The 21,105-nt window shown below is 68.0% G+C and carries 18 protein-coding genes and 1 pseudogene; 12 read left to right on the forward strand and 7 right to left on the reverse strand.

The features are described from left to right. Positions 1-9 precede the first annotated feature (9 nt). The 7 genes and pseudogenes from kdpF to ACFV4K_RS03130 all read left to right on the forward strand — a co-directional run bounded on the left by kdpF (position 10) and on the right by ACFV4K_RS03130 (position 8,885). Positions 10-96 (forward strand): K(+)-transporting ATPase subunit F, encoded by an 87-nt coding sequence (kdpF, locus tag ACFV4K_RS03100; protein ID WP_357279956.1) that lies wholly within the window; start codon positions 10-12, stop codon positions 94-96. Then, entirely contained in the window at positions 97-1,773 is a 1,677-nt protein-coding gene (gene kdpA, locus ACFV4K_RS03105) for a potassium-transporting ATPase subunit KdpA (RefSeq protein ID WP_379271654.1), read from the forward strand. Continuing rightward, positions 1,770-3,920 carry a potassium-transporting ATPase subunit KdpB gene (gene kdpB / locus ACFV4K_RS03110; protein WP_379271656.1) on the forward strand — a complete coding sequence of 717 codons (2,151 nt, stop codon included), beginning with the start codon at positions 1,770-1,772 and terminating at the stop codon, positions 3,918-3,920. Before kdpA ends, kdpB begins: the two co-directional genes overlap by 4 nt. Then, positions 3,920-4,852 (forward strand): potassium-transporting ATPase subunit C, encoded by a 933-nt coding sequence (locus ACFV4K_RS03115; RefSeq protein ID WP_379271657.1) that lies wholly within the window; start codon positions 3,920-3,922, stop codon positions 4,850-4,852. Before kdpB ends, ACFV4K_RS03115 begins: the two co-directional genes overlap by 1 nt. Positions 4,853-5,161: 309 nt before the next feature. Continuing rightward, positions 5,162-5,497, forward strand: coding sequence for a MarR family transcriptional regulator (locus ACFV4K_RS03120; protein WP_379271658.1), 336 nt, complete (start codon positions 5,162-5,164; stop codon positions 5,495-5,497). Beyond that, positions 5,494-6,846 carry a DUF2254 domain-containing protein gene (locus ACFV4K_RS03125; protein ID WP_379271660.1) on the forward strand — a complete coding sequence of 451 codons (1,353 nt, stop codon included), beginning with the start codon at positions 5,494-5,496 and terminating at the stop codon, positions 6,844-6,846. Before ACFV4K_RS03120 ends, ACFV4K_RS03125 begins: the two co-directional genes overlap by 4 nt. A 167-nt stretch (positions 6,847-7,013) precedes the next feature. Next, a pseudogene (locus ACFV4K_RS03130) lies at positions 7,014-8,885 on the forward strand (potassium transporter Kup). Here ACFV4K_RS03130 and ACFV4K_RS03135 read toward each other — a convergent pair. The 6 genes from ACFV4K_RS03135 to ACFV4K_RS03160 all read right to left on the reverse strand — a co-directional run bounded on the left by ACFV4K_RS03135 (position 8,882) and on the right by ACFV4K_RS03160 (position 14,049). Further along, entirely contained in the window at positions 8,882-9,088 is a 207-nt protein-coding gene (locus ACFV4K_RS03135) for a hypothetical protein (protein WP_379271661.1), read from the reverse strand. The pseudogene ACFV4K_RS03130 and the gene ACFV4K_RS03135 overlap by 4 nt on opposite strands. Before the next feature lie 138 nt (positions 9,089-9,226). Continuing rightward, positions 9,227-9,694: a YbaB/EbfC family DNA-binding protein gene (locus ACFV4K_RS03140; RefSeq protein WP_379271663.1), complete on the reverse strand. Its 468-nt coding sequence runs from the start codon at positions 9,692-9,694 to the stop codon at positions 9,227-9,229. 52 nt (positions 9,695-9,746) lie between these two features. Then, the gene (locus ACFV4K_RS03145; RefSeq protein WP_379271665.1) at positions 9,747-12,833 is read right to left on the reverse strand and encodes a hypothetical protein; all 3,087 of its coding nucleotides are present in this window, start codon (positions 12,831-12,833) and stop codon (positions 9,747-9,749) included. 3 nt (positions 12,834-12,836) lie between these two features. After that, complete coding sequence (locus ACFV4K_RS03150) at positions 12,837-13,151, reverse strand: WXG100 family type VII secretion target (protein ID WP_379271667.1); 315 nt, start codon at positions 13,149-13,151, stop codon at positions 12,837-12,839. A gap of 142 nt (positions 13,152-13,293) precedes the next feature. Then, positions 13,294-13,824: a DUF6585 family protein gene (locus ACFV4K_RS03155; RefSeq protein WP_379271685.1), complete on the reverse strand. Its 531-nt coding sequence runs from the start codon at positions 13,822-13,824 to the stop codon at positions 13,294-13,296. Further along, complete coding sequence (locus ACFV4K_RS03160; RefSeq protein WP_379271668.1) at positions 13,825-14,049, reverse strand: hypothetical protein; 225 nt, start codon at positions 14,047-14,049, stop codon at positions 13,825-13,827. A gap of 311 nt (positions 14,050-14,360) precedes the next feature. Between ACFV4K_RS03160 and ACFV4K_RS03165 the strand changes: the two genes are divergently transcribed. The 5 genes from ACFV4K_RS03165 to ACFV4K_RS03185 all read left to right on the forward strand — a co-directional run bounded on the left by ACFV4K_RS03165 (position 14,361) and on the right by ACFV4K_RS03185 (position 20,300). Continuing rightward, complete coding sequence (locus tag ACFV4K_RS03165) at positions 14,361-15,182, forward strand: SDR family NAD(P)-dependent oxidoreductase (RefSeq protein ID WP_379271670.1); 822 nt, start codon at positions 14,361-14,363, stop codon at positions 15,180-15,182. Positions 15,183-15,541: 359 nt separating this feature from the next. Continuing rightward, complete coding sequence (locus ACFV4K_RS03170) at positions 15,542-15,985, forward strand: CBS domain-containing protein (RefSeq protein ID WP_379271672.1); 444 nt, start codon at positions 15,542-15,544, stop codon at positions 15,983-15,985. 19 nt (positions 15,986-16,004) lie between these two features. Beyond that, positions 16,005-17,297: an SLC13 family permease gene (locus tag ACFV4K_RS03175; RefSeq protein ID WP_379271673.1), complete on the forward strand. Its 1,293-nt coding sequence runs from the start codon at positions 16,005-16,007 to the stop codon at positions 17,295-17,297. 83 nt (positions 17,298-17,380) lie between these two features. Continuing rightward, positions 17,381-19,612: an acyltransferase family protein gene (locus ACFV4K_RS03180; protein ID WP_379271675.1), complete on the forward strand. Its 2,232-nt coding sequence runs from the start codon at positions 17,381-17,383 to the stop codon at positions 19,610-19,612. 70 nt (positions 19,613-19,682) lie between these two features. Beyond that, positions 19,683-20,300 carry a hypothetical protein gene (locus ACFV4K_RS03185; RefSeq protein ID WP_379271677.1) on the forward strand — a complete coding sequence of 206 codons (618 nt, stop codon included), beginning with the start codon at positions 19,683-19,685 and terminating at the stop codon, positions 20,298-20,300. A gap of 23 nt (positions 20,301-20,323) precedes the next feature. Here ACFV4K_RS03185 and ACFV4K_RS03190 read toward each other — a convergent pair whose 3' ends face one another. Continuing rightward, positions 20,324-20,764 carry a carboxymuconolactone decarboxylase family protein gene (locus ACFV4K_RS03190; protein ID WP_379271679.1) on the reverse strand — a complete coding sequence of 147 codons (441 nt, stop codon included), beginning with the start codon at positions 20,762-20,764 and terminating at the stop codon, positions 20,324-20,326. Positions 20,765-21,105 lie beyond the last annotated feature (341 nt).

Here is a 21,105-nt window from a genome sequence, read left to right on the forward strand (position 1 = left end):
GGAACGGCTGTGACTCAGAACATTGTCGGTCTGGTCCTGGCCATCGGTATCGCCATCTATCTGGTGGCGGCGCTGCTGTATCCGGAGAGGTTCTGAGTGAGCACCACCGTCGCGGGGATCCTGTTCGTCGTATCCCTGATCATCGCGCTGGTCGCCGTGCATGTGCCGTTGGGCGATTACATGTACCGCGTCTACAGCGGCGAGAAGCACTCCAAGGCCGAGAAGGGCATCTATCGACTGATCGGCGTGCAGCCGGGCGTCGAGATGACCTGGGCCGTCTACGCGCGCAGTGTGCTGGCCTTCTCGGCCATCAGCGTGCTGTTCCTGTTCTTCCTGCAGTTGATCCAGGGCAAACTGCCGTTGCACCTGGACGATCCGGGTACCAAGATGACCGCGGATCTGGCGTGGAACACCGCCATCAGCTTCGTCACCAACACCAACTGGCAGAACTACGCCGGTGAATCGACGATGGGTCATGTGGTTCAGGCCGTGGGCCTGAGCGTGCAGAACTTCGTCTCCGCCGCCGTGGGTATGGCCGTGGCGGTCGCGCTGGTGCGCGGCTTCGCCCGCCGCCACAGCGGCGAGCTCGGCAACTTCTGGGTGGATCTTGTGAGGGGAACCATCCGGATCCTGTTGCCGCTGGCCGTCGTCTTCGCGATCGCGCTGGTCGCGGGCGGTGTCATCCAGAACCTGCACGTGTACGACCAGGTCGCGCAGACCGTCGGCAACACCGGTTCGCAGAATCTGCCGGGCGGACTGGTCGCGAGCCAGGAGGTCATCAAGGAGCTGGGCACCAACGGTGGCGGCTTCTTCAACGCGAACTCCGCGCACCCGTTCGAGAACCCGACCGCGTGGACCAACTGGATCGAGGTCTTCCTGCTGCTGGTGATCAGCTTCTCGCTGCCGCGCACCTTCGGGCGCATGGTCGGCTCGCCGAAGCAGGGCGTGGCCATCGCCGCCGTCATGGCGACCCTGGCGATTCTCAGCGTCACCCTGATGAACGTCTTCCAGCTGCAGCACCACGGCACCGTCCCCAGTGCCATCGGAGCGTCGATGGAAGGCGTGGAAACCCGCTTCGGCGTATCGAATTCGGCGACCTTCGCCACCGCGACCACGCTCACCTCCACCGGTGCGGTGGACTCCGCGCACGACTCGTACACCAGCCTCGGCGGCATGATGACCCTGTTCAACATGCAGCTCGGCGAAGTCGCGCCCGGCGGTGTCGGTTCGGGTCTGTACGGCATGCTGATCCTCGCGGTCATCACGGTGTTCGTGGCGGGCCTGATGGTCGGCCGCACACCGGAGTATCTGGGCAAGAAGATCACGCCGAAGGAAATCAAGCTCGCCGCTTCGTATTTCCTCATCTCGCCGCTGATCGTGCTGGTCGGCACCGCCACCGCTATGGCGCTGCCCGGTGAACGCGCGAGCATGGCCAATTCGGGGCCGCACGGATTGTCGGAGGTGCTGTACGCCTTCACCTCCGCGGCCAACAACAACGGTTCGGCCTTCGCCGGTCTGTCCGGCAATACCGTCTGGTTCAACACCGCGCTCGGTCTGGCCATGGTGTTCGGCCGCTTCCTCCCCATGATCTTCGTACTGGCCCTGGCCGGTTCGCTGGCGGCGCAGGGGCACACCCCGGCCTCCGAGGGCACGCTGCCGACGCATCGGCCGCAGTTCGTCGGCATGGTCGCGGGCGTCACGGTCATCCTGGTCGCGCTCACCTTCCTGCCGATGCTGGCGCTCGGCCCGCTCGCTGAAGGAATCCACTCATGAGCACTCCCACCATCGACTCCGCGCCGGTGCAGACCGCGCACAGCAACCCGAAACGCGGTGTGTCAGCGGGGTTGTTCGATCCCAAGATGCTGATCAAGTCGCTGCCTGACGCGTTGCGGAAGCTGGATCCGCGCATCATGTGGCGCAATCCGGTGATGCTGATCGTCGAGATCGGCGCGGTCTGGACCACCGTCCTGGCCATCGCGAATCCGACATTCTTCGCCTGGGCGATCGTCGTCTGGCTGTGGCTGACGGTGATTTTCGCCAACCTGGCCGAAGCCGTGGCCGAGGGCCGCGGCAAGGCACAGGCGGACACGCTGCGAAAGGCCAAGACCGACACGGTCGCTCGCCGTCTGGCGAATTGGTCGCCGGGCGCCCGCGTCGTCGAGGAGCGGGTGGCCGCTCCCGAACTTCGCCGCGGCGACTACGTGGTCGTCGAAGCGGGGCAGGTCATCCCCGGTGACGGTGATGTCGTGGAAGGCATTGCCTCCGTGGACGAATCGGCCATCACCGGTGAGTCCGCCCCCGTCATCCGTGAATCCGGTGGTGACCGGTCGGCCGTGACCGGCGGCACCACCGTGCTGTCGGACCGCATCGTCGTCCAGATCACCCAGGAGCCGGGCGGCTCGTTCATCGACAAGATGATCGCGCTCGTCGAGGGCGCGTCGCGGCAGAAGACGCCGAACGAGATCGCGCTCAATATCCTGCTGGCCGCGTTGACGATCATCTTCGTGTTCGCGGTGGCGACCTTGCAGCCGCCGGCCATCTTCTCCAAGGCCAACAACCCTGGCGTGCTGGACAATCTGGCGCTGGACGGCAATGGCGTCACCGGCATCGTGCTGGTCTCGCTGCTCGTGTGCCTGATCCCGACGACCATCGGCGCGCTGCTGTCCGCCATCGGCATCGCGGGCATGGACCGGTTGGTGCAGCGCAATGTGCTCGCCATGTCCGGTCGTGCCGTGGAGGCCGCGGGCGACGTGAACACCCTGCTGCTCGACAAGACCGGCACCATCACCCTGGGCAACCGCCAGGCCTCGGACTTCGTGCCGATGCCGGGCGTCACCGCCGACGAATTGGCCGACGCCGCACAGCTTTCCAGCCTCGCGGACGAGACCCCCGAGGGCCGCTCGATCGTGGTGTACGCCAAGGTCGCGTACAACAAGCGCGAGCGCACCGCTGGTGAGCTCACCGGCGCGACCTGGGTGGAGTTCACCGCCCAGACCCGCATGTCGGGTGTGGACCTGTCCGACGGGCACCAGCTGCGCAAGGGCGCGGCCAGCGCGGTCACCGAATGGGTGCGCGCCCAGGGCGGCGAGATCCCGAGCCAGGTCGGCGAGACCGTCGACGGCATCTCGGCGTCCGGCGGCACCCCGCTGGTGGTCGCGGAGATCAAGCAGGACACCGCGAAGCTGCTCGGCGTCATCCACCTCAAGGATGTGGTGAAGCAGGGCATGCGGGAGCGGTTCGACGAGATGCGCCGCATGGGCATCCGCACCGTCATGATCACCGGCGACAACCCGTTGACCGCCAAGGCCATCGCCGACGAGGCGGGCGTGGACGACTTCCTCGCGGAGGCCACTCCGGAGGACAAGCTCGCGCTCATCAAGAAGGAGCAGGCCGGCGGCCGCATGGTCGCCATGACCGGTGACGGCACCAATGACGCGCCCGCGCTCGCGCAGGCCGACGTGGGCGTCGCCATGAACACCGGAACGTCCGCCGCGAAAGAGGCGGGCAATATGGTGGACCTGGATTCCGACCCGACCAAGCTGATCGAGATCGTCGAGATCGGCAAGCAGTTGCTGATCACCCGTGGCGCGCTGACCACGTTCTCGATCGCCAACGACATCGCCAAGTACTTCGCGATCATTCCCGCGTTGTTCGTGTCGATATTCCCGGGCCTGGATCTGCTGAACGTGATGCGGCTGCATTCGCCGCAGTCGGCGATCCTGTCGGCGGTCATCTTCAACGCGCTGGTCATCGTGGCACTGATCCCGCTGTCGCTGCGCGGTGTGAACTACCGGCCGTCCAGCGCGTCGAAACTGTTGAGCCGCAACCTCTATATCTACGGACTCGGTGGCATCATCGCGCCGTTCATCGGGATCAAGCTCATCGACCTTGTCATTCAATTCTTCCCGGGGATGTCCTAATGCGTATGTCGGCCTGGATCAGGCAGCACATCGCGGCGCTGCGAGCGCTGCTGGTGCTCACCGTGATCACCGGAATCATCTATCCCGCCGTCGTTCTCGGCGTCTCGCAACTGCCGGGGCTGAAGGACAAGGCGAACGGCTCGCTGCTCGAGCGGGACGGCAAGGTCGTCGGGTCCAGCCTGATCGGTCAGGCCTACACCGACGGTAAGGGCAACGCGCTGGCGCAGTACTTCCAGACGCGCCCGTCCAACGCGGCATGGAGCGGCGACGACGCGAGCCCGGACGGCTACAACGCGCTCAACTCCGCGTTCGGGAACATGGGCCCGGAGTCCACCGTGGACACGCTGGACGCGGCGGACCCGAGCAAGGACAAACTCAGCCTGCTGAGCACCGTGTGCTCGCGCAGCGCGGCGGTCGGCAAGCTGGAGGGCGTGGACGGCAGCCGTCCGTACTGCACCTCCGGCGGCGTCGGCGCGGTGCTGGCGGTCATGGGCGAGCGTGACTCGCACGGCCTGGTCACTCACCCGACCCGCGTGGTCAGTGTCAACGAGGCGTGCTCGGCCGACCCGAAGAACGAGACCACCCCGTTCCAGGAGGCGTACGAGGGCGTGAAGGTGGAGTGCGCCAAGCGTGGCGAGGACTACTCCGCCGGTCAGATCGTCCCGATCCGCGGCGACGCCTCGGCCGACACCCCGGTGCCGACCGACGCGGTGACCGCCTCGGCCTCCGGCCTGGATCCGCAGATCTCCCCGGAGTACGCGACCATCCAGGCGGCGCGGGTCGCCAAGGCGCGCCACGTGTCCGTGGACCAGATCAAGTCGCTGGTGGATGCCCACCGCAGCGGCCGGGCCCTGGGCTTCCTGGGGGAGCCCACGGTCAATGTCGTCGAGCTGAACTACGACTTGGACAGTAAGTTCCCGTTCAAGGGCTGATCAGCCGATACCTGGGGTCCGGTCGCTTCGCTCACGAAGGTGACCGGGCCCCTTGGTCCTTTCTAGGGCGGGCGCAACGCCTCCTTGGAACCGGAGCCGAGCATCTGATTCACCACGCGCACCGGGAGATCCGGGCCGCCGAATTCTGTTGCCTCCAGCCTTGCCGCCTGAGCTCGAGGCCGTATGGATCGGGTTAAGAAGGCGGGGCGCGGTGAACGGGGGACGTCAAGATCGGGCTTCCGGACCGAGCGGTCGGCCTAGCGTCGATGACAGCAGTATTCCGCTGTCGAAAAGCGAGGCGTCGGTTCGATGAACAACCCGGCGGATGAGTTGTCCGCATTGCGTGAGTTGGTGAATCGCCGCGGTGTGGTGGAGGTCCTCGACCGGTTAGCGCACGAGCCGTGCACGGTGCGGGAGCTGCGCACGGCCCTGGGCTTGCGCCGACCGGGGGTATCCAGGGTAGTGCGGCTACTGGCTGCCTACGGCGTGGTCACCGCGGATGTCGTCGGCAGCTGGGACGAGCCGCTGGATCTGACCGGACCCGTCCGATTGACCGGGAGCGGTTGGCGCATCGTCGAATTGCTGTCCAGCTTCGCGGTGTGGGAAGCCCTGTACGAACATCCGGATTCGGTCCGCGACCTTTGAGCCGCGGCCCGTACCTCGAATTCGACCGCCGCCGGGAAGCCCTGCGAACGAACCTGTGGTTCGTTCCGACGCTCGAAGTACTGGCGGCGATCGGGTTGTTCGCCGTCACGTACGCCCTCGACCGCGCGGTCTATCGCGGCGCGCTGACGATTCCGGACTGGATCATCGGCGGGACCCCGGATGCCGCCCGCCAGATTCTCACCGCCATCGCGGCAGCCATCATCACCGTGGTCGGCGTGGTCTTCTCGATCACCATCGTCGCGCTGACGCTGGCCTCGACCCAGTTCGGTCCGCGTATGCTGCGCAACTTCATTCGGGATCGCGGCACCCAGGTCACACTGGGAACCTTCGTGGGCAGCTTCGTCTACGCGATCGCCGCGCTGGTGTCCGTCAGCGCGGACTTCGTCCCCCATATCGCGACGACCGTCGCGATCGCCTCCTTGGTCATGGACCTGGCGGTACTGATCTACTTCATCAATCACATCGCCGTGGCCATCCAACTCCCTAATGTGATCGCGGGAATCGCCACCGAAGTATCGGTCGCGGTGGAGACCAACCGCGAAACCGCGCGGCCGGGACCACAACGTGGACCCGCGCCGGCAGAACTACTGCACCGATTGACCGAATCGGGCGGGCGAGTCCGGGTGTCGGGCAGCGGATATCTGCAATACATCCGCCACGAGAAGCTGGTGCGGATGGCGGCCGCCGAGGACGCGGTCGTCTACCTGCCGTTCCGGCCCGGCCATTTTCTCACCGAGGGGCAGGTGGTGGCGCATGTGTGGCCCGCGGAAGCGGCCGAACGGATCGCGGAGAATTTCGCGCGCGGTCAGCTCGCCGGGCCCACCCGGACCCTCACCCAGGACATCTCTTTCGGCATCGACCAGATCGTCGAAATCGCGCTTCGCGCACTGTCACCCGCCGTCAACGACACCTTCACGGCCTTGACCTGCATCGATTGGCTCGGTGATTGCCTGTCCAGAATCGCCGCCAGCTGGAACCCGGACCCGGTGCGCCGCGACCGCGACGGATATGTCCGGGTCATCGCCACCCAGGTGACCTACGAGCGGCTGGTCCAGCGGGCTTTCGAGAAGATCCGGCAGGCGGGTCGCGGCATGCCGGCCGTCATGATCCGCCAGCTCGACGCCCTGACCGAGATCGCCGACCGCACCACCGACCGGCGGCGGCTGCGAGTGCTGATCGATCAGGCCGCGATGATCGAAACCTCGGTCCGGGAATCGATCACCGAGGAAGCCGACCGCGCCGATGTGCTCCGCCGCTATCGCGCGCTCCTTTCCCAGGTGGATCGGAACGGGGCGGGCGACCCGATCACTCCGGAGGCAACCGGATAGCGACATGTCCGCCGGTATGCCCTACCCCGACCAGACCGATCGACCGGTATTGTCCGGGCCGATGCGCGGACAACCCGTCGCGGGGGGGTGACGTGGCGGATTCCCCAGGCACCGCGACGGAGAGCGGGTCGGAGGCAACGGTTTCCGGCGGACACGGCGGATCTCGTCTGGCCCTGACCATCGGGGCGCTGGGGGGTGGTGTTCGGCGATATCGGCACCAGCCCGATCTACACCCTGCAAACGGTGTTCAATCCCGAAGACCCGCACCCGGTTCCGGTCAGCCGCGACAATATCTTCGGCGTGGTGTCGCTGGTGTTCTGGTCCGTGATGATCATCGTCACCGTCACCTATGTGCTGCTCGCCATGCGCGCCGACAACGAGGGCGAGGGCGGCATCATGGCGCTCATCACCCTGTTGCAGCGATGGACGTTGCCCGGCGGGCCGGTGGACCGCCACGGCGCTGGCGGCGCTGGGCATCTTCGGGGCGTCACTGTTCCTGGGCGACAGCATGATCACGCCCGCCATCTCGGTGCTGTCGGCGGTCGAGGGCATGAAGACCGTGTCATCCGGCATGGACGAGTTCATCGTGCCGATCACCGCGGTGATCATCCTGGCCTTGTTCCTCGTCCAGCGGCGCGGCACGGCGGCGATCGGGCGAGTGTTCGGCCCGATCATGATCGCCTGGTTCCTGGTGATCGGCGCGTGCGGGATCTCGGGCATCGCCGAGCATCCGGAGATCCTGCGGGCACTGTCGCCGACCTATGCGCTCGGATTCCTGTTCGGGCACTTCGGGATCGCGTTTTTCGCGCTGGCCGCCATCGTGCTTGCCGTCACCGGCGCCGAGGCGCTCTACGCCGACATGGGGCATTTCGGGCGCAGTGCGATCACCCGCGCCTGGCTGGTGCTCGTCCTCCCCGCCTGCGTGCTCAGCTATATGGGCCAGGGCGCACTGATTCTCGACGATTCCGCCAACCTCAGCGCCCCGTTCTTCCTGCTCGCACCCGGCTGGGGCCGGCTGCCCATCGTGCTGCTGGCCACCGCCGCCACCGTCATCGCCTCCCAGGCCGTCATCACCGGCGCGTTCTCCGTGGCCGCGCAGGCCGCCCAGCTCGGCTACCTGCCACGGCTGCGAGTCGCCCACACCTCCGAGTCCACCATCGGCCAGATCTACGTGCCGTGGATCAACTGGCTGCTGCTGGTCTCGGTGCTGACCCTGGTGTTCGCGTTCCGCAGCTCCGCGGCGCTGGCCTACGCGTTCGGTATGGCCGTCACCGGCACCATCACCACGCTGCTGTTCTTCTATGTGGCACGGGCGAAATGGCGGACACCGCTGTGGCTGGTGGCGCTCGGCGCGATCCCACTGCTCACCGTGGACCTGCTGTTCTTCGGCGCCAACCTGACCAAGCTGGTGCACGGCGCGTGGCTGCCGCTGCTGATCGCGGTCATCGCGTTCACCATCATGACCACCTGGCAACGCGGCCGTGAGGTGGTCACCGCCGAACGCGAACGCCGGGAGGGCTCGCTGCGCGAATTCGTGGACCGGTTGCGCACCGACGGGCAGGCGGTGATCACCGTCCCCGGCACCGCGATCTTCCTCAATCGCGGCAAGGAGACCGCGCCGCTGGCCATGCGCGCCAATGTCGAACACAATCACGTCCGCCACCGGCAGGTCGTCATCCTGACCATCCGCACCGACCTGGTGCCGCGGGTGCCGGAGCCGCAACGGATCTCGGTCGACCACCTCGGCTACACCGACGACGGCGTCATCCATGTCACCGCCACTTACGGATACATGGACACCTGACGTCCCTGCGGCGCTGCGCCTGCTGGACCCCGCAGACACCGAGGGCCCGCTCGATCTGGACGAGGCGTCGTACTTCCTCTCCAAGATCGAGCTGCGCCGCGGCGACGAGCCGACCATGGCCGTGTGGCGGAAGAAGTTGTTCATCGCCACCTCCCATATCACCGCCGACGCCGCCGAGTACTTCGCGCTGCCCCGCGACCGCACGGTCACCATGGGGTCGCACATCGAGGTCTAGGCGGCGGGCCGCCCGGACGAGCGGTCCAGCCGCCGTTGGCGTTCGATCAGATCGATCAGTTCGTCGACGGCGGCCAGGGAGGAGAATTCGTTGCGGGCGACCAGGCCGGGATAGTGGTCCGACAGGGCGATGAACCCGTCGTCCGACGACGACCGGAACACATGGAAAGACGACAGACAGACATCCGTGTCGACGATGCCCATGATGGTTGCCTCTTCTGCTGGTCCTGGACTGAGACCTTCGATTCAACCGCCGGGCGGGGGTGTAGCGGGCGGCCTTGATGCATCCATTACCGCCGCCCACACCGGATTTCCGATTTCCTTACGCCGGGGTGTCGCTTGTCACCAGCCGGATTCACGGAACATCGCGCCCGGATCGCGGTAGCCCGATTCCTCGGTCTCGATCGGACGCGAATCCCGCGGGGGCGGAAGCTCACCGGTCAAGGGCGGCAACACCGAACGAAGGTCGGGAGCGCCGTCGATGAGATCACTCAGCGAGAGACCCGACCGCTGCTGCTGGAACCCGGCCACCAGCTCACGAACCTGCCGGGCCGCATCCGCCGCGGCGGCCGACGCCGCCCGGACGAAAGCGTCGGCGATCTCCGGATAGCTCAAATCCGCTATCTCCGAACCGAATCGAACCTCGATCACCATGCCGTTCGCATCGGTTGTCACCGTCACCCGCTTCCGCACCGTCGCCCGCCCCGTGATCCCGGCCCGCTCCCCTTGAATCCGCGCGACCTCCCGCACCTGCCGACGCATCTCGTCCAGCAGCCGCGCCATATCCGCTTTGGCGTGTTCGTTCGACATGAACTCTCCCTTCATAGTTGGAAATCAGCGACGGAGCAGACTGCCCGTCAAGTCATCCCGCCTCCGCCGGTCCCGACGGAGTGGATTCCGAAGGATCCGGCTCGGGCGTGGGCACGGGGTCAGGTATCGGAGTCGGCGTGGGGTCGGGTGCCGGCGGGGTCGGCGTAGGTGTCGGCGGTTCTGGTGTCGGCGTCGGTGGCTCCGGAGTGGGCGTGGGTGGTTCTGGTGTTGGTGTTGGTGGCTCGGGTGTCGGCGTGGGTGGTTCTGGTGTTGGTGTTGGTGGCTCGGGTGTCGGCGTGGGTGGTTCTGGTGTTGGTGTTGGTGGCTCGGGTGTCGGCGTCGGTGGTTCAGGAGTTGGTGTGGGTGGATCGTGCGGCGGCGGGGTCGGGGTTGGCGGGTGTGGCGTGGGCGTGGGTGAAGGCGGGGTCGGCGCGGGCGAGGCCGGGGGAGTCGGTGCCGGGTCGGGTGTCGGGGTTGGCTCGGGTTCCGGGATCGGTTCGGGCGTCGGATCCGGTGTGGGTTCCGGTTCGGGAGCTGGGGTCGGCTCCCAGACGGAGTCGGGTGGTGGTGCGGCGGCAGAGAACTGGGGAATCGGGGGCAGGCCGAAGTACCGCGGCGTGTACGGGATCTTCGAGGTGGTGTCGGGGAACTCGTCCGGCTCCGGTGCGATCCGCGGGGACGGCTCGGGCCCGCCGCCCCCGGTTTCCGGCCGCGGTTCCGCGGTGGGCGGCTCGACCGGCGGCGATGCCTCGACCGGCGCGGATTGTGGTGCGGGTCGCGGCGCAGGCGCAGGCGCAGGTACGGGTTGCGGCGCGGACGCAGGTTGCGGCGTGGGCGTGGGCTGTGGTGTGGGTGCTGGTTCCGCCGCGATGTTCGCTTGCGCGCCTTCGGGGTTCCCGGCCTCGGGTAGCCCGGCCCGGATCTCGTGCCGCAGGCCGAGGAACTCGTCGATCTGCTTCTGCAACTCCATTCGCTGCACCCGGAACTCCCCGGGCCGCATCCCGGCTCCCTCCAGTGCGGCGGTGCGATCCGCGAACTCGTCGGCCTTCTGCCCGAACGCGACTTCCGCCGCCGCCCGCATCTGCTCCGGGCTCATCCCGTCCGGATCGACACCGAGCCGCCGCAACTTCTCCCGAGCGGCATCCAGTCCATCTCCTGTGGAACGGATCTCGGCCCTCGGCTCGATCTGCGGTGCGCCCGGGGCCGCGGGTTTGGGGGTCGGGTGTGGTTGCGGCGCGGCAGGTTGGTGCGCGGGATTCGGTGAGGCGAGCGGGGCCGCCGGCCCGGTTCCCGCGCGATGCTGCTCGAACAGCGAACGCAGCTGTCCCCGCAACGCCATGGTGTCGGCGATCTGCTGCTGAATGGCGTCGCGGCGCGCGAAGTACTCGGCCGGGCCCAGGCTCTGATTGGGCAGATCGTCCGCGGCGGCGGTGAGTTCCCCGACCCGCCGCATGACCGCGTCGGCCGCCGCCCGTTCCAGTTCGCGCGGACTCATCCCGTCCGGATCCACGCCCAGTGAACGCAATGAATCCCGCGCCTGCACAAGCGGATCCGGCGCACTCGTGGGTGACGGTGCGCCGTGGGATCCGGCCGGGTCACCTGCCGCACCCGCCCGCGCTTCGCCTTCCGGCACACGGCTGTCACCAGCGCCCGCCCGGTTGGCCGATTCGCCTGTCGACGCGGCACGGTTCCCGCCATTGTTGGCGCCGCCCTCCGAAATCGGCTGGTGCCCTGGGGGCCCCGCGGCGCGGCTTCCCGGCTCCGGCGCCCGGCCTTCCGTCTGCGGTGTCCGGCCTTCGGGGCCCGAGGGGCGGCCTTCTGAACCAGTGGCGTGGCTCTGCTGCGGGTGCGGTGCGCTTCCGCCCGGACGACCCGCCTGATGAGCGGACTGCGATGAAGCCCTCGCGGGCGTCTCGGCGTCGGGCGAGCCCGATCGCGGCTGTGCGCCACTCGGATCGGCCGAGCGCGCCGGGTGAGGCTCGCCCGCACCGGCGTTGGAAGGGTCACTTGCGCGAGGTGCGCCGCCGGTGTTCATCGGGTCGCCTGCGCGAGGCGCAGCACTGCCGGTGCTCGACGGGTCGCCGGTGTGCGGTCCAGTGCCGTTGCCGTGGTCGGTTCGTGGTGGCGGCGTGCTGCCGTCGCCGCCACGGCCGGGAGGGTGCGGGCTTTCGCCGCCGTGCAGGGCGGGGTCCGCGGCGTTGAACGGGTGGGTTCCGGGGCCGTGGATGGTGGGGGCGTGGCGGAATCCCTTGCTGCCGCCGACGGTGATGCCGTAGGCGGCGGCGCTGGTGAGGATGCGGGGGTCCCAGGTCCAGCCGTTGGCGAAGCCGCCGATGCCCCAGGCGGCGAGGCCGCCCGCGATGCCGGAGCCCGCGCCGACGGTCGCGCCTTTGACGGCGTTGGTGAAAGCACCGCCCGGGAGGTGGATCTTGCCGGCTGCCTTGCCGAGGAGGGAGCCGGCGGGGCCGCCGACGGCGCCCGCCGCGGCGGCGGTGTAGGCGGTGGTGCCGACGCGTTCCCAGTCGATGCCGTCGCGGTGGCCCGCGCCGACCTGGTAGGCCTGGATCGCCAGGTCCTGTCCGGCGCCGAGGACAGTGCTGAAGACCACGTGTTTGGCGGTGAATCTGGTGAGGGCCGCGAGGCCGGTCTTGGCGGCGAAGCGGGCGATCGCGCTCACCGCGCGCTCGCCGAGCAGCCGCACCGCCACGCGGGTGGCCCCGATCGCGAGCGCCTCCGACAGGGGAGCGGTGGGCGGGAACAGCCAGGCGGCGGCGATCTCCACGGCCAGCATGGCCAGCGAGGAGATGATCAGGATCTTGGTGTACTCGATCTCGGTGCCCAGACCGTCGGCGGATTCGGCTACGGCGTCGAGGATCTCGGCGAGGCGCTCGAGGGATTCGGGGCCGTGGTCGAGGGCGTCGAGTGCCTTGGTCATGGCTTCGAGGCCGTCGCCCCACGGGTAGGCGTCGATCGTCGCCGTCTTGGCGGCCCGCAGGTCGGGGAGGAGTTTACGCAGCTCGGCGGCGGCGGTGCGCCAGTCGTCGCCGATACCCCACATATCGTCTTCGTCGCCGTCCGGCCAATCCGATCCGGCGACCCAGCCGAGCCATTCCAGCTCGCCGGGAATGTCGATGGACACGGGCTACCGGAAGCCGTTCCCGTTGCGTTTGTCGGTGTGCGCCAGCAGATCCGCGGCCTTGTGCTGGCCGTCGGCGTAGGAGTCCAGGGTGTCGGCGGTCTTGGCGATGCCCTCGGCGAGGTTCTCGTGCGCGGCGAGATACCCCTGCTCACCGTCCGCGAACGTGCTGCCGTAACCGTCGCCGCCCCACGCGGACCCCTTGGCCGCCAGCGACTTCTCCAGGGTGGCGCGGATCCCGTCCACCCGGTTCCGCAGGTCCGCCATCTTCCCGGCGGCACCACGCAACTGTTCCGGCGTCACACCGACTTTCGCCGCCACCCGCACACCCCTTCCACTCCTCGAACGGATTCCGAGGTTGGCAGGTGGAATTCGCGCCGAGAAGGAGGTGGGTCGCGAATTAACGTGCTCCTGACGGTCTTTGCATGATCTCTTGACGAAAACGAAGCGGCGGCAGCGGATTTCACTCCGAGCGCAGGTCCCGCGACAACGTCCAGAACAGGTCGATGTCGTTCACCAGCTCGGTCGGGTAGGCCTGGAGCAGAACGTCTTTACCGTCTCGGGTGATCCACACACCGATCAACCCTTCGTGCACGGTGATCCGACGCACCTGGATCCACAACGCCACCCGATTCCCGTGGATCGTCGTCCGCGTGATCCGGAACGGCCCGAACTCCAGCCGTACGCCCGCATCGAGCCGAGCCCGAGCGCCCGCCAGCCGCGCCGACACGGCCGCCTCCACCAACGCGGGTCCCCACTGCGCGCGGCCGGGTATCCCGGCGGGGATCGTCACCGCCGCACCGGACGCGGTGCCGACCCGGTAGGTCAGCGACATCGGAGTCAGCGCAGTGCCATCCGTGCCTTCGGTGACGCGGCGCCACACCCGCATCTCGTCGAAGCGGACCGCCCGCGCCCCGTGGCACGTGGTCACGAGGATCCCGTGCTCGAACCAGTCCAGCCGCGCCCCGTGATCGGATCCGAGCCGAGCGGCCAGTCACGGCAGGTCCCACAGCAGCAGGCGGCCGCCCAGCACGGCAGCCGGTATCGCCATGAGCACTCCGAGCGCGGTCGCGCCCGTCGTGAACCCGATGATCGCCGTCAACCCGCAGACCGCCCCGGACACCAGATGGACCCGCGAATCCGCCCGCGCGGCGGCATAGCCGTGGCTGTACCGGCCGAGCCCGCGCACCGTTCCCCATTCCGCGTCAACTGACCTCATAGGCTCGGTCGTAACGCAACCGGGGGAGTGGGTCGAGGGGGTGGCCCGGTAATTTTTCGTCAAAGTGGCGGCCGGATCTTGTCCCGGCTGCCGAGCGCCGGTTCTGATGGAGACATGGCAGACATGTGCCCGGAGCCCGCGCCTACCGCGTTGGAGCGCTTCGGCTTCGGCGGCGAGGACGAACCGCCGTCGCGTGGTCGCCGCCTGTTCTGACGGTCGAATCCGGCCGCGCACTCTTCGGTGATCCCACCGAACCCCTCTCGTGAGGCGGGCTTTCGCGCACCCTCACGCATTCTCCGAATGGATGGTCGATGACCCACTCCCCGTTTGCTTCCCGTACCGCGCTCGTCACCGGTGCGACCAGCGGCCTCGGGCTGGAGCTGGCCCGTCGCCTGGTCGACGGCGGCGCCACCGTGATCCTGCACGCCCCCGATCAGGACAGCGGCGATGCCGCGCTGGAACAACTGGTCAAGGGCGGCGCCGAACCGCTGCGGCTGCGCCTGATGACGGCTGACTTCTCGCACCTGGACGAGGTGGCCGCGCTCGCCGGTGAACTGGTTCGCACCCAGCCCGCACTGGATCTGCTGGTGAACAATGCCGCGATCCGCGGGCCCGAACGCCGAACCTTGACCCTGGACGGCAACGAGATCACCTTCCAGGTCAACTATCTCGCGCCCTACGTGCTCACCAAGGGGCTCGGGCCAGCCCTCGCCGCCGCCCGCGGCCGGGTCGTGAACGTCTCCTCGACCATGCACAAGGCGGGCGCCATCGGCTGGTACGACCTGGACCGGAAGAAGGGCTACTACCTGCCGTTGCCGGTCTACGCCCAGTCCAAGCTCGCCCTGACCATCTTCAGCCGTACCTTCGCCGAGGCGCACTCCGGTTCGGTGACCTCCATCAGCGTGGACCCCGGCAATATCAAGACCGGGATGCTCCGTTTCTACGGTCACGTCGGCCGCCCGGCGGCCGAAGTCGCGGCGGAACTCGCCCGGCTCTGTGATCCGGCAACCGAAGTCGTCACCGGCGCGCACTACGTCCGCTCGGAACCGGCGGCGCCCGCGGCCCTGGTCGACAACCCGTCCATCCGCGCCCGCCTGACCCGGTTCACTGCTCGGCTCACCGACATCGACTGAGGGAACGAACCCCGGGGATCGCCGCCGAATCGCGTTGACCCGCTGGACGCGCGTGTCGCTGGCTGACCGTATGGGGCGAGTTGACCGGAAAGGGCCCGCCGGCGGATCCCGGGGCGGCGCCCGCGGATCCGGCCGTGTCAGGGTGGCGGCGGTGGAGGTGCCCGGCGTGGGCGACAGGTAAACCGGCTCCGGGTATCCTTTTACGCAATCTGTACCAACGGTGCGCCGGGAAGTCTGGTCGGCCGGTCCGAAACCTCGGGCTGTAGGTTCCGACCTGGGAGTTTCGATGCGGCGTCCGTTTTCGATCTTGACGAATATTGCTGCCGTGAAGGCCGGGCCGATCGTCGTATCCTGCAGTTATGCATGCCGCTCAAATGGCCGAGGAATACCCGGTGATCGATTTGGACTCCGACGCCATCGACGCCGCGAGGCTGCTGGCCGAGCATCGGCTGCCGGGGATCCTGGTGACCGACGCCGACGGGGCGCCGCATTCGGTGCTGCCCGCTTCGCAGGTGGTGCTGTTCATCGTGCCGACCTACGTCCAGGACGACCCGTCGCTGGCGGGGGTGCTGAACGAATCCATGTGCGGCCAGGTGGTGAAGCGGTTGCGCGGCAAGAAGGTCCGCGACGTGATCCCGGAACGGCTCACCAAGATCCCGGCCGCCAAGGCGGACGACAATATCGTCGAGGTCGCCGCGCTCATGGCGAGGTACAAGTCGCCGTTGGTGGCGGTGCAGGAGGGCGAGCGGCTGCTCGGTGTGATCACCTCGTCGCGGCTGCTCGAGGTGGCGCTGGCGAACTGAGCCCGCCGGGGCGGCGACCGTGAATGTCGTCTTCGCCCTCGCGGTCTTCGCGATCGCCTACGTGCTGATCGCCTCCGAACGCGTCCACAAGACGACCGCGGCCCTGGTGGGTGGCGGCGCCGTGGTGGCGGTCGGCATCGTCGACGCCGACGACGTCTTCTACTCGCACGAGACCGGCATCGACTGGAACGTCCTCTACCTGCTGCTCGGCATGATGATCATCGTCGGCGTGCTGCGGCACACCGGCATCTTCGAGTACGCCGCGATCTGGGCGGCCAAGCGGGCCAAGGGATCCGCGCTGCGGGTGATGATCCTGCTGGTCCTGATCACCGCCACAGCCTCCGGATTTCTCGACAATGTGACGACCGTACTGCTGATCGCCCCCGTCACCCTCCTGGTGTGCGAGCGGCTGGAGGTGTCGCCGACGCCCTTTCTCATCGCCGAGGTGCTGGCCTCCAATATCGGCGGCGCGGCCACCCTGATCGGTGACCCGCCGAACATCATCATCGGCAGCCGAGCGGGGTTGTCGTTCAACGACTTCTTCCTGAATCTGACCCCGATCGTGTTGATCGAACTGGCGGTGTTCACGCTGCTGCTGCCGCGGCTGTTCCGGGGCGCGTTCGACGTCGATCCCGAGCGGGCGGCCGACATCATGGGCCTGAACGAGCGTGAGGCCATTCGCGATCCGAAACTGCTGATCAAGTGCGGAATTGTGCTGGCCGCGGTTTTCGTGGGTTTCTTCGGCCACCCGATTCTCCACCTCGAGCCGTCCCTTGTGGCATTACTCGGAGCCGGTGCGCTGGTGTTGATTTCCGGTCTGCCGCAACGTGATTACCTGGGCGCGGTGGAATGGGAGACCCTGCTGTTCTTCGTGGGCTTGTTCGTGATGATCGGGGCACTGGTGAAAACCGGTGTGATCGGCCGTGCGGCGAAATTCGCGACCGAACTCACCGGCGGAAACGCGCTCGTGGCAACCATGCTGATACTGGTCGTCTCGGCGGTGCTGTCGGGGGTGATCGACAACATCCCGTACGTGGCGACCATGAGTCCACTGGTGGCGGAGCTGGCCGCGCACGTCGAACAGCCCGGCCGGGCGGACGCGCTGTGGTGGGCGCTGGCACTGGGCGCGGATTTCGGTGGCAACCTCACAGCAGTCGGGGCCAGCGCGAACGTGGTGATGCTCGGGATCGCGCGGCGTTCGGACCATCCGATCTCGTTCTGGGAATTCACCCGGAAGGGCATTCTGGTGACGGCTGTCACTATTGCGGTGGCCGCTCCCTATCTCTGGCTGCGCTATTTCGTATTCGCCTGACCAGTGCAAATCGGTACATTCCGGACGTCTTCTGTGTGGCGATTGGGGATTTCCACGACCCCTGACCGACAATGGCAGCCGTCATGTCCATATCCAGCACCGATCATCCGACCGCGCCCGACCGCGACCGCCAGCCGGTCCCGGGCGCCCCCGTCAGGCCCGGCTCCTACCGACACGATCTGGACGGCCTGCGCGGCGTAGCTATCGCCCTCGTGGTCGCCTTCCACATCTGGGCCGGCCGGGTGTCGGGCGGCGTGGACGTGTTCCTGGTGCTGTCGGGCTTCTTCTTCACCGGCATGCTGGTGCGGCGCGCCGACACCGGCTCGGTGGGGGTGCTGCGGACCGTGCGGCGCACCCTGCGCAGACTGCTGCCCGCCATGGTGGTGGTGCTGGCCGCGGTGGTGGTGGCCGCGGTCGTGCTGCTGCCGTACACCCGCTGGTCCGATATCGCCGGGCAGACGCTGGCTTCGCTGTTCTACTACCAGAACTGGTATCTGGCGATGTCCTGGTCGGACTATCTGGCCGCGGATCCGTCGGTGAGCCCGTTGCAGCATCTGTGGTCGATGTCGGTGCAGGGGCAGATGTATCTGGCGCTGCTGCTGGTGGTGGCGCTGGTGGCGACCGGACTGCGGCTCGCCTACACCTGGAAACGCGCTGCCGCGCATCCGATCGTGCGGCGGCTGGGCCGGGACGGGATGCTGCGGGTGACACTCGCGGTGGTGTTCGCGATCGCCGTGGTGATCTCGTTCGGCTATGCCGCCGAGGGTGTTTCGACCCAGCAGGGCTGGAACTACTACGACACCTTCGCGCGCGCCTGGGAACCGCTGGCCGGCGCGTTGCTCGCGCTGTGCGCACCCCTGATCCGGCTGCCCACGCCCGCGCGGGAAGCGCTGGCCTGGATGGGAATCGCGGTGATCGCCTGCTGCGGCTGGGTGGTCAACGGCGTTCTGGTGTTCCCCGGTCCCGCCGCCCTGATCCCCGTGCTGGCCACCGCCGCACTGATTCTCGCGGGCGCGGGCCGCGACACCGCCGATCAGCCGGTGGTGAACCGGCTGCTGGCCACCGGCCCGATCGTGCAACTGGGTGGTTTCGCGTACGCGCTGTACCTGTGGCACTGGCCGATTCTGATCTTCTATCTGGGTGAGCAGCATCAGCGCCGGGCCGGAGCGCTGGACGGTCTGGTCATCATCGTGGTCTCGCTGCTGCTCGCCTACGGCACCCACCATCTGGTGGAGGAGCCGCTGCGGGAGCGTTCCAAGCCCGCGACCGTCCCGGAGCGCGGGCGCGTGGCCGCCGGACTGTCGCGTCTGCTCGACGGCCGGTCCGCCGGTCGCGCGCTCGCGGTCCCGGTCCGCCTGCTCGCCGGGCGGGGCAGTCTGCTCACCGGTATCGCGGTCACGACTGTCGGTGTGCTGCTGCTGGGTTCGACGGTGGCGTGGCAGTGGAACAACGGCGCGAAGGCGCACGCGGTCGGCCAGCTGGATCCCGCGAAGTACCCGGGCGCGGCGGCCCTCACCGATCAGGCCCTGGTGCCGCGCGCGCCCATGCGCCCCACCACGGAGGAAGCCCCCGCCGATATCGCGTACCCCACTCGCGACGGCTGCATCTCCGACTTCGACACCCGCGCGGTGATCACCTGCACCTACGGTGACCAGAACGCCCACCGCACCATCGCGGTGGTCGGCAATTCCCATGCCGAGCACTGGATTCCGGCGCTGCAACTGCTCGGCGAGCAGCACCGCTTCCGTGTCGTCGTCTACCTGAAGATGGGCTGCCCGCTGACGGTCGCCGAGGAGCCCATGTACAAGGGCCAGCACAACCCGGACTGCCGTGACTGGTCGGGCGAGGTCATCGACCGCCTCGGCATCGAGCGCCCCGACTACGTCTTCACCACCGCCACCCGTCCCAGCGACAACGGCGGCGACGAGACCCCGCAGGACTACATCGACGTCTGGTCGGCCCTGTCCGACCGTGGCCTCGAGGTCATCGGCATCCGCGACACCCCGTGGTTGCGCCGCAACGGCATCCGCTACCGCGCCATCGACTGCCTGGCCGGCGGCGGCGACCGGGTGAGCTGCGGTCTGAAGCGCTCCGAGGCCCTCTCGCCCCTGAACCCCGCCGAGGGCCCCGCGTCCGCCTTCCCGAACATGCACCTGATCGACCCCAACGACGCGGTCTGCGAGCCCGTCGTCTGCGCCGTCGTCGAAGGCAACATCCTCGTCTACCACGACGAACACCACCTGACCGCGAGCTACGCGCGCTCGCTGGCCCCCGAGCTCGGGCGCGAACTGCGCCCGATTCTCGGCTGGTGGTGATCCCGCTCCGCGGGTGTGTGCGAGACTCCTTGGACTGCAACGGGTATCGAGCAAGTACGCGAGGAGTCGGGTGTCTTTCGAACGGTGGAGCGCGAGTTGGGAATCGGTACCGCTGTCCGAGGCGGTGAAGCGCTACGACATCGGCAAAGCCAGCGACAACCACGTGGAGGATCTGGAAGACCTCTTCGAGGAGGAGCCGGAGTGCTTCTTCGTGCACCAGGGCGACCTGATCGTCGACGGGCCGTTGTCGATCGGGAACGATCCCGGTCTGGCGGAGGACACCGTGTACGTCATCGATGGCGACCTGACGGTCGACGGGCCGATGCGCTTTCTGAACGGAGACGTCTGCACGCCGCTCTACGTCACCGGCTCGGTCACCGCGCGGCACCTGATGTGCCTGCTGGACAGCAACCTTTTCATCGGCGGCTCGCTCACCGTCGGGGGCCTGCTGATGACGGAGTTCTCCGACATGGGGATGCTCGCCGTGCACGGCGCCGCGACAGCGGGGGCGTGGTTCGAGGCCGGAGACAGGGGCGAGGTCGTCTTCCTCGGTGATGTGAAGGCCCCTCGGCTGCGGGTGCCCGAGGCCGACGTCCTGTTGCCCGAGTTCCTGGACGGGGACATCGAGGATGCCGCGGACAAGCTCTGGGCCGCGGCACTCGCAGGACGTCCCCTGCTGCGCCCCTGATTCCGGCTACTGCGAGACGGAACCTAGCCGCCGAGCGGCTCCAGCCGCAGCGGGACGCCGATGCGGTTCCACAGGTTGATCTGAGCGGTCACCGCGACCAGGCCGGCCCGCCGGCCGTCGTCGAAGTGCTTCTCGACGCCCGCCCAGATCTCGTCGCTCACCCCGTGCGGGCCGAGCTGCGTTGCGGCCTCGGCGTATTCGAGCGCGGCCCGCTCGGCCGGGGTGAACAGCGCCGACTCGCGCCAGGCGTCGAGGTGCCAGAGGCGACGCTCGGTCTCGCCTTCCTTGCGGGCCTCGGTGGAGTGCATGTCGATGCAGAAGAGGCAGCCGTTGATCTGGGAGACCCGGATCTTCACCAGCTCGCGCACGGTGGCGTCGAGCGGGCCGCGCCGGATCGCGGTCTCGGCGGCGAGCCAGGCCTGGTAGACCTCGGGAGCCGCCTCGTGCATGGTCAATCGCGACATGGTGTCGTCCTTCCTGGGATCGTGTGCACCCCTTGGACGAGACAGGTCCCGCGGACGTGACGGGCGGGCGGCTATGGCCTCGATCACACCGGCGGTACGGTGGTCGCGCCGTCGTTGCCTTGTATTAGCCGAAATTGGCCGAAACACCCCAAGGCGGACAATAATCCGCACGTGGGAACCGTTCTACTGATCGCCCTGAGTCTGTTGTGCTTCGTCACCGGACCCGCGATGGCACTGGTCATCGTCGCCGCGGTGCGCAGGTCTACCCGGCATGTCGCCGCCGAACTCCGGCTTGGCGCGGATGAATCGGGTTCCGGTGGATCGGTCACGCGATCCACCGG

Source organism: Nocardia sp. NPDC059764, assembly GCF_042732555.1.
Classification (GTDB): domain Bacteria; phylum Actinomycetota; class Actinomycetes; order Mycobacteriales; family Mycobacteriaceae; genus Nocardia.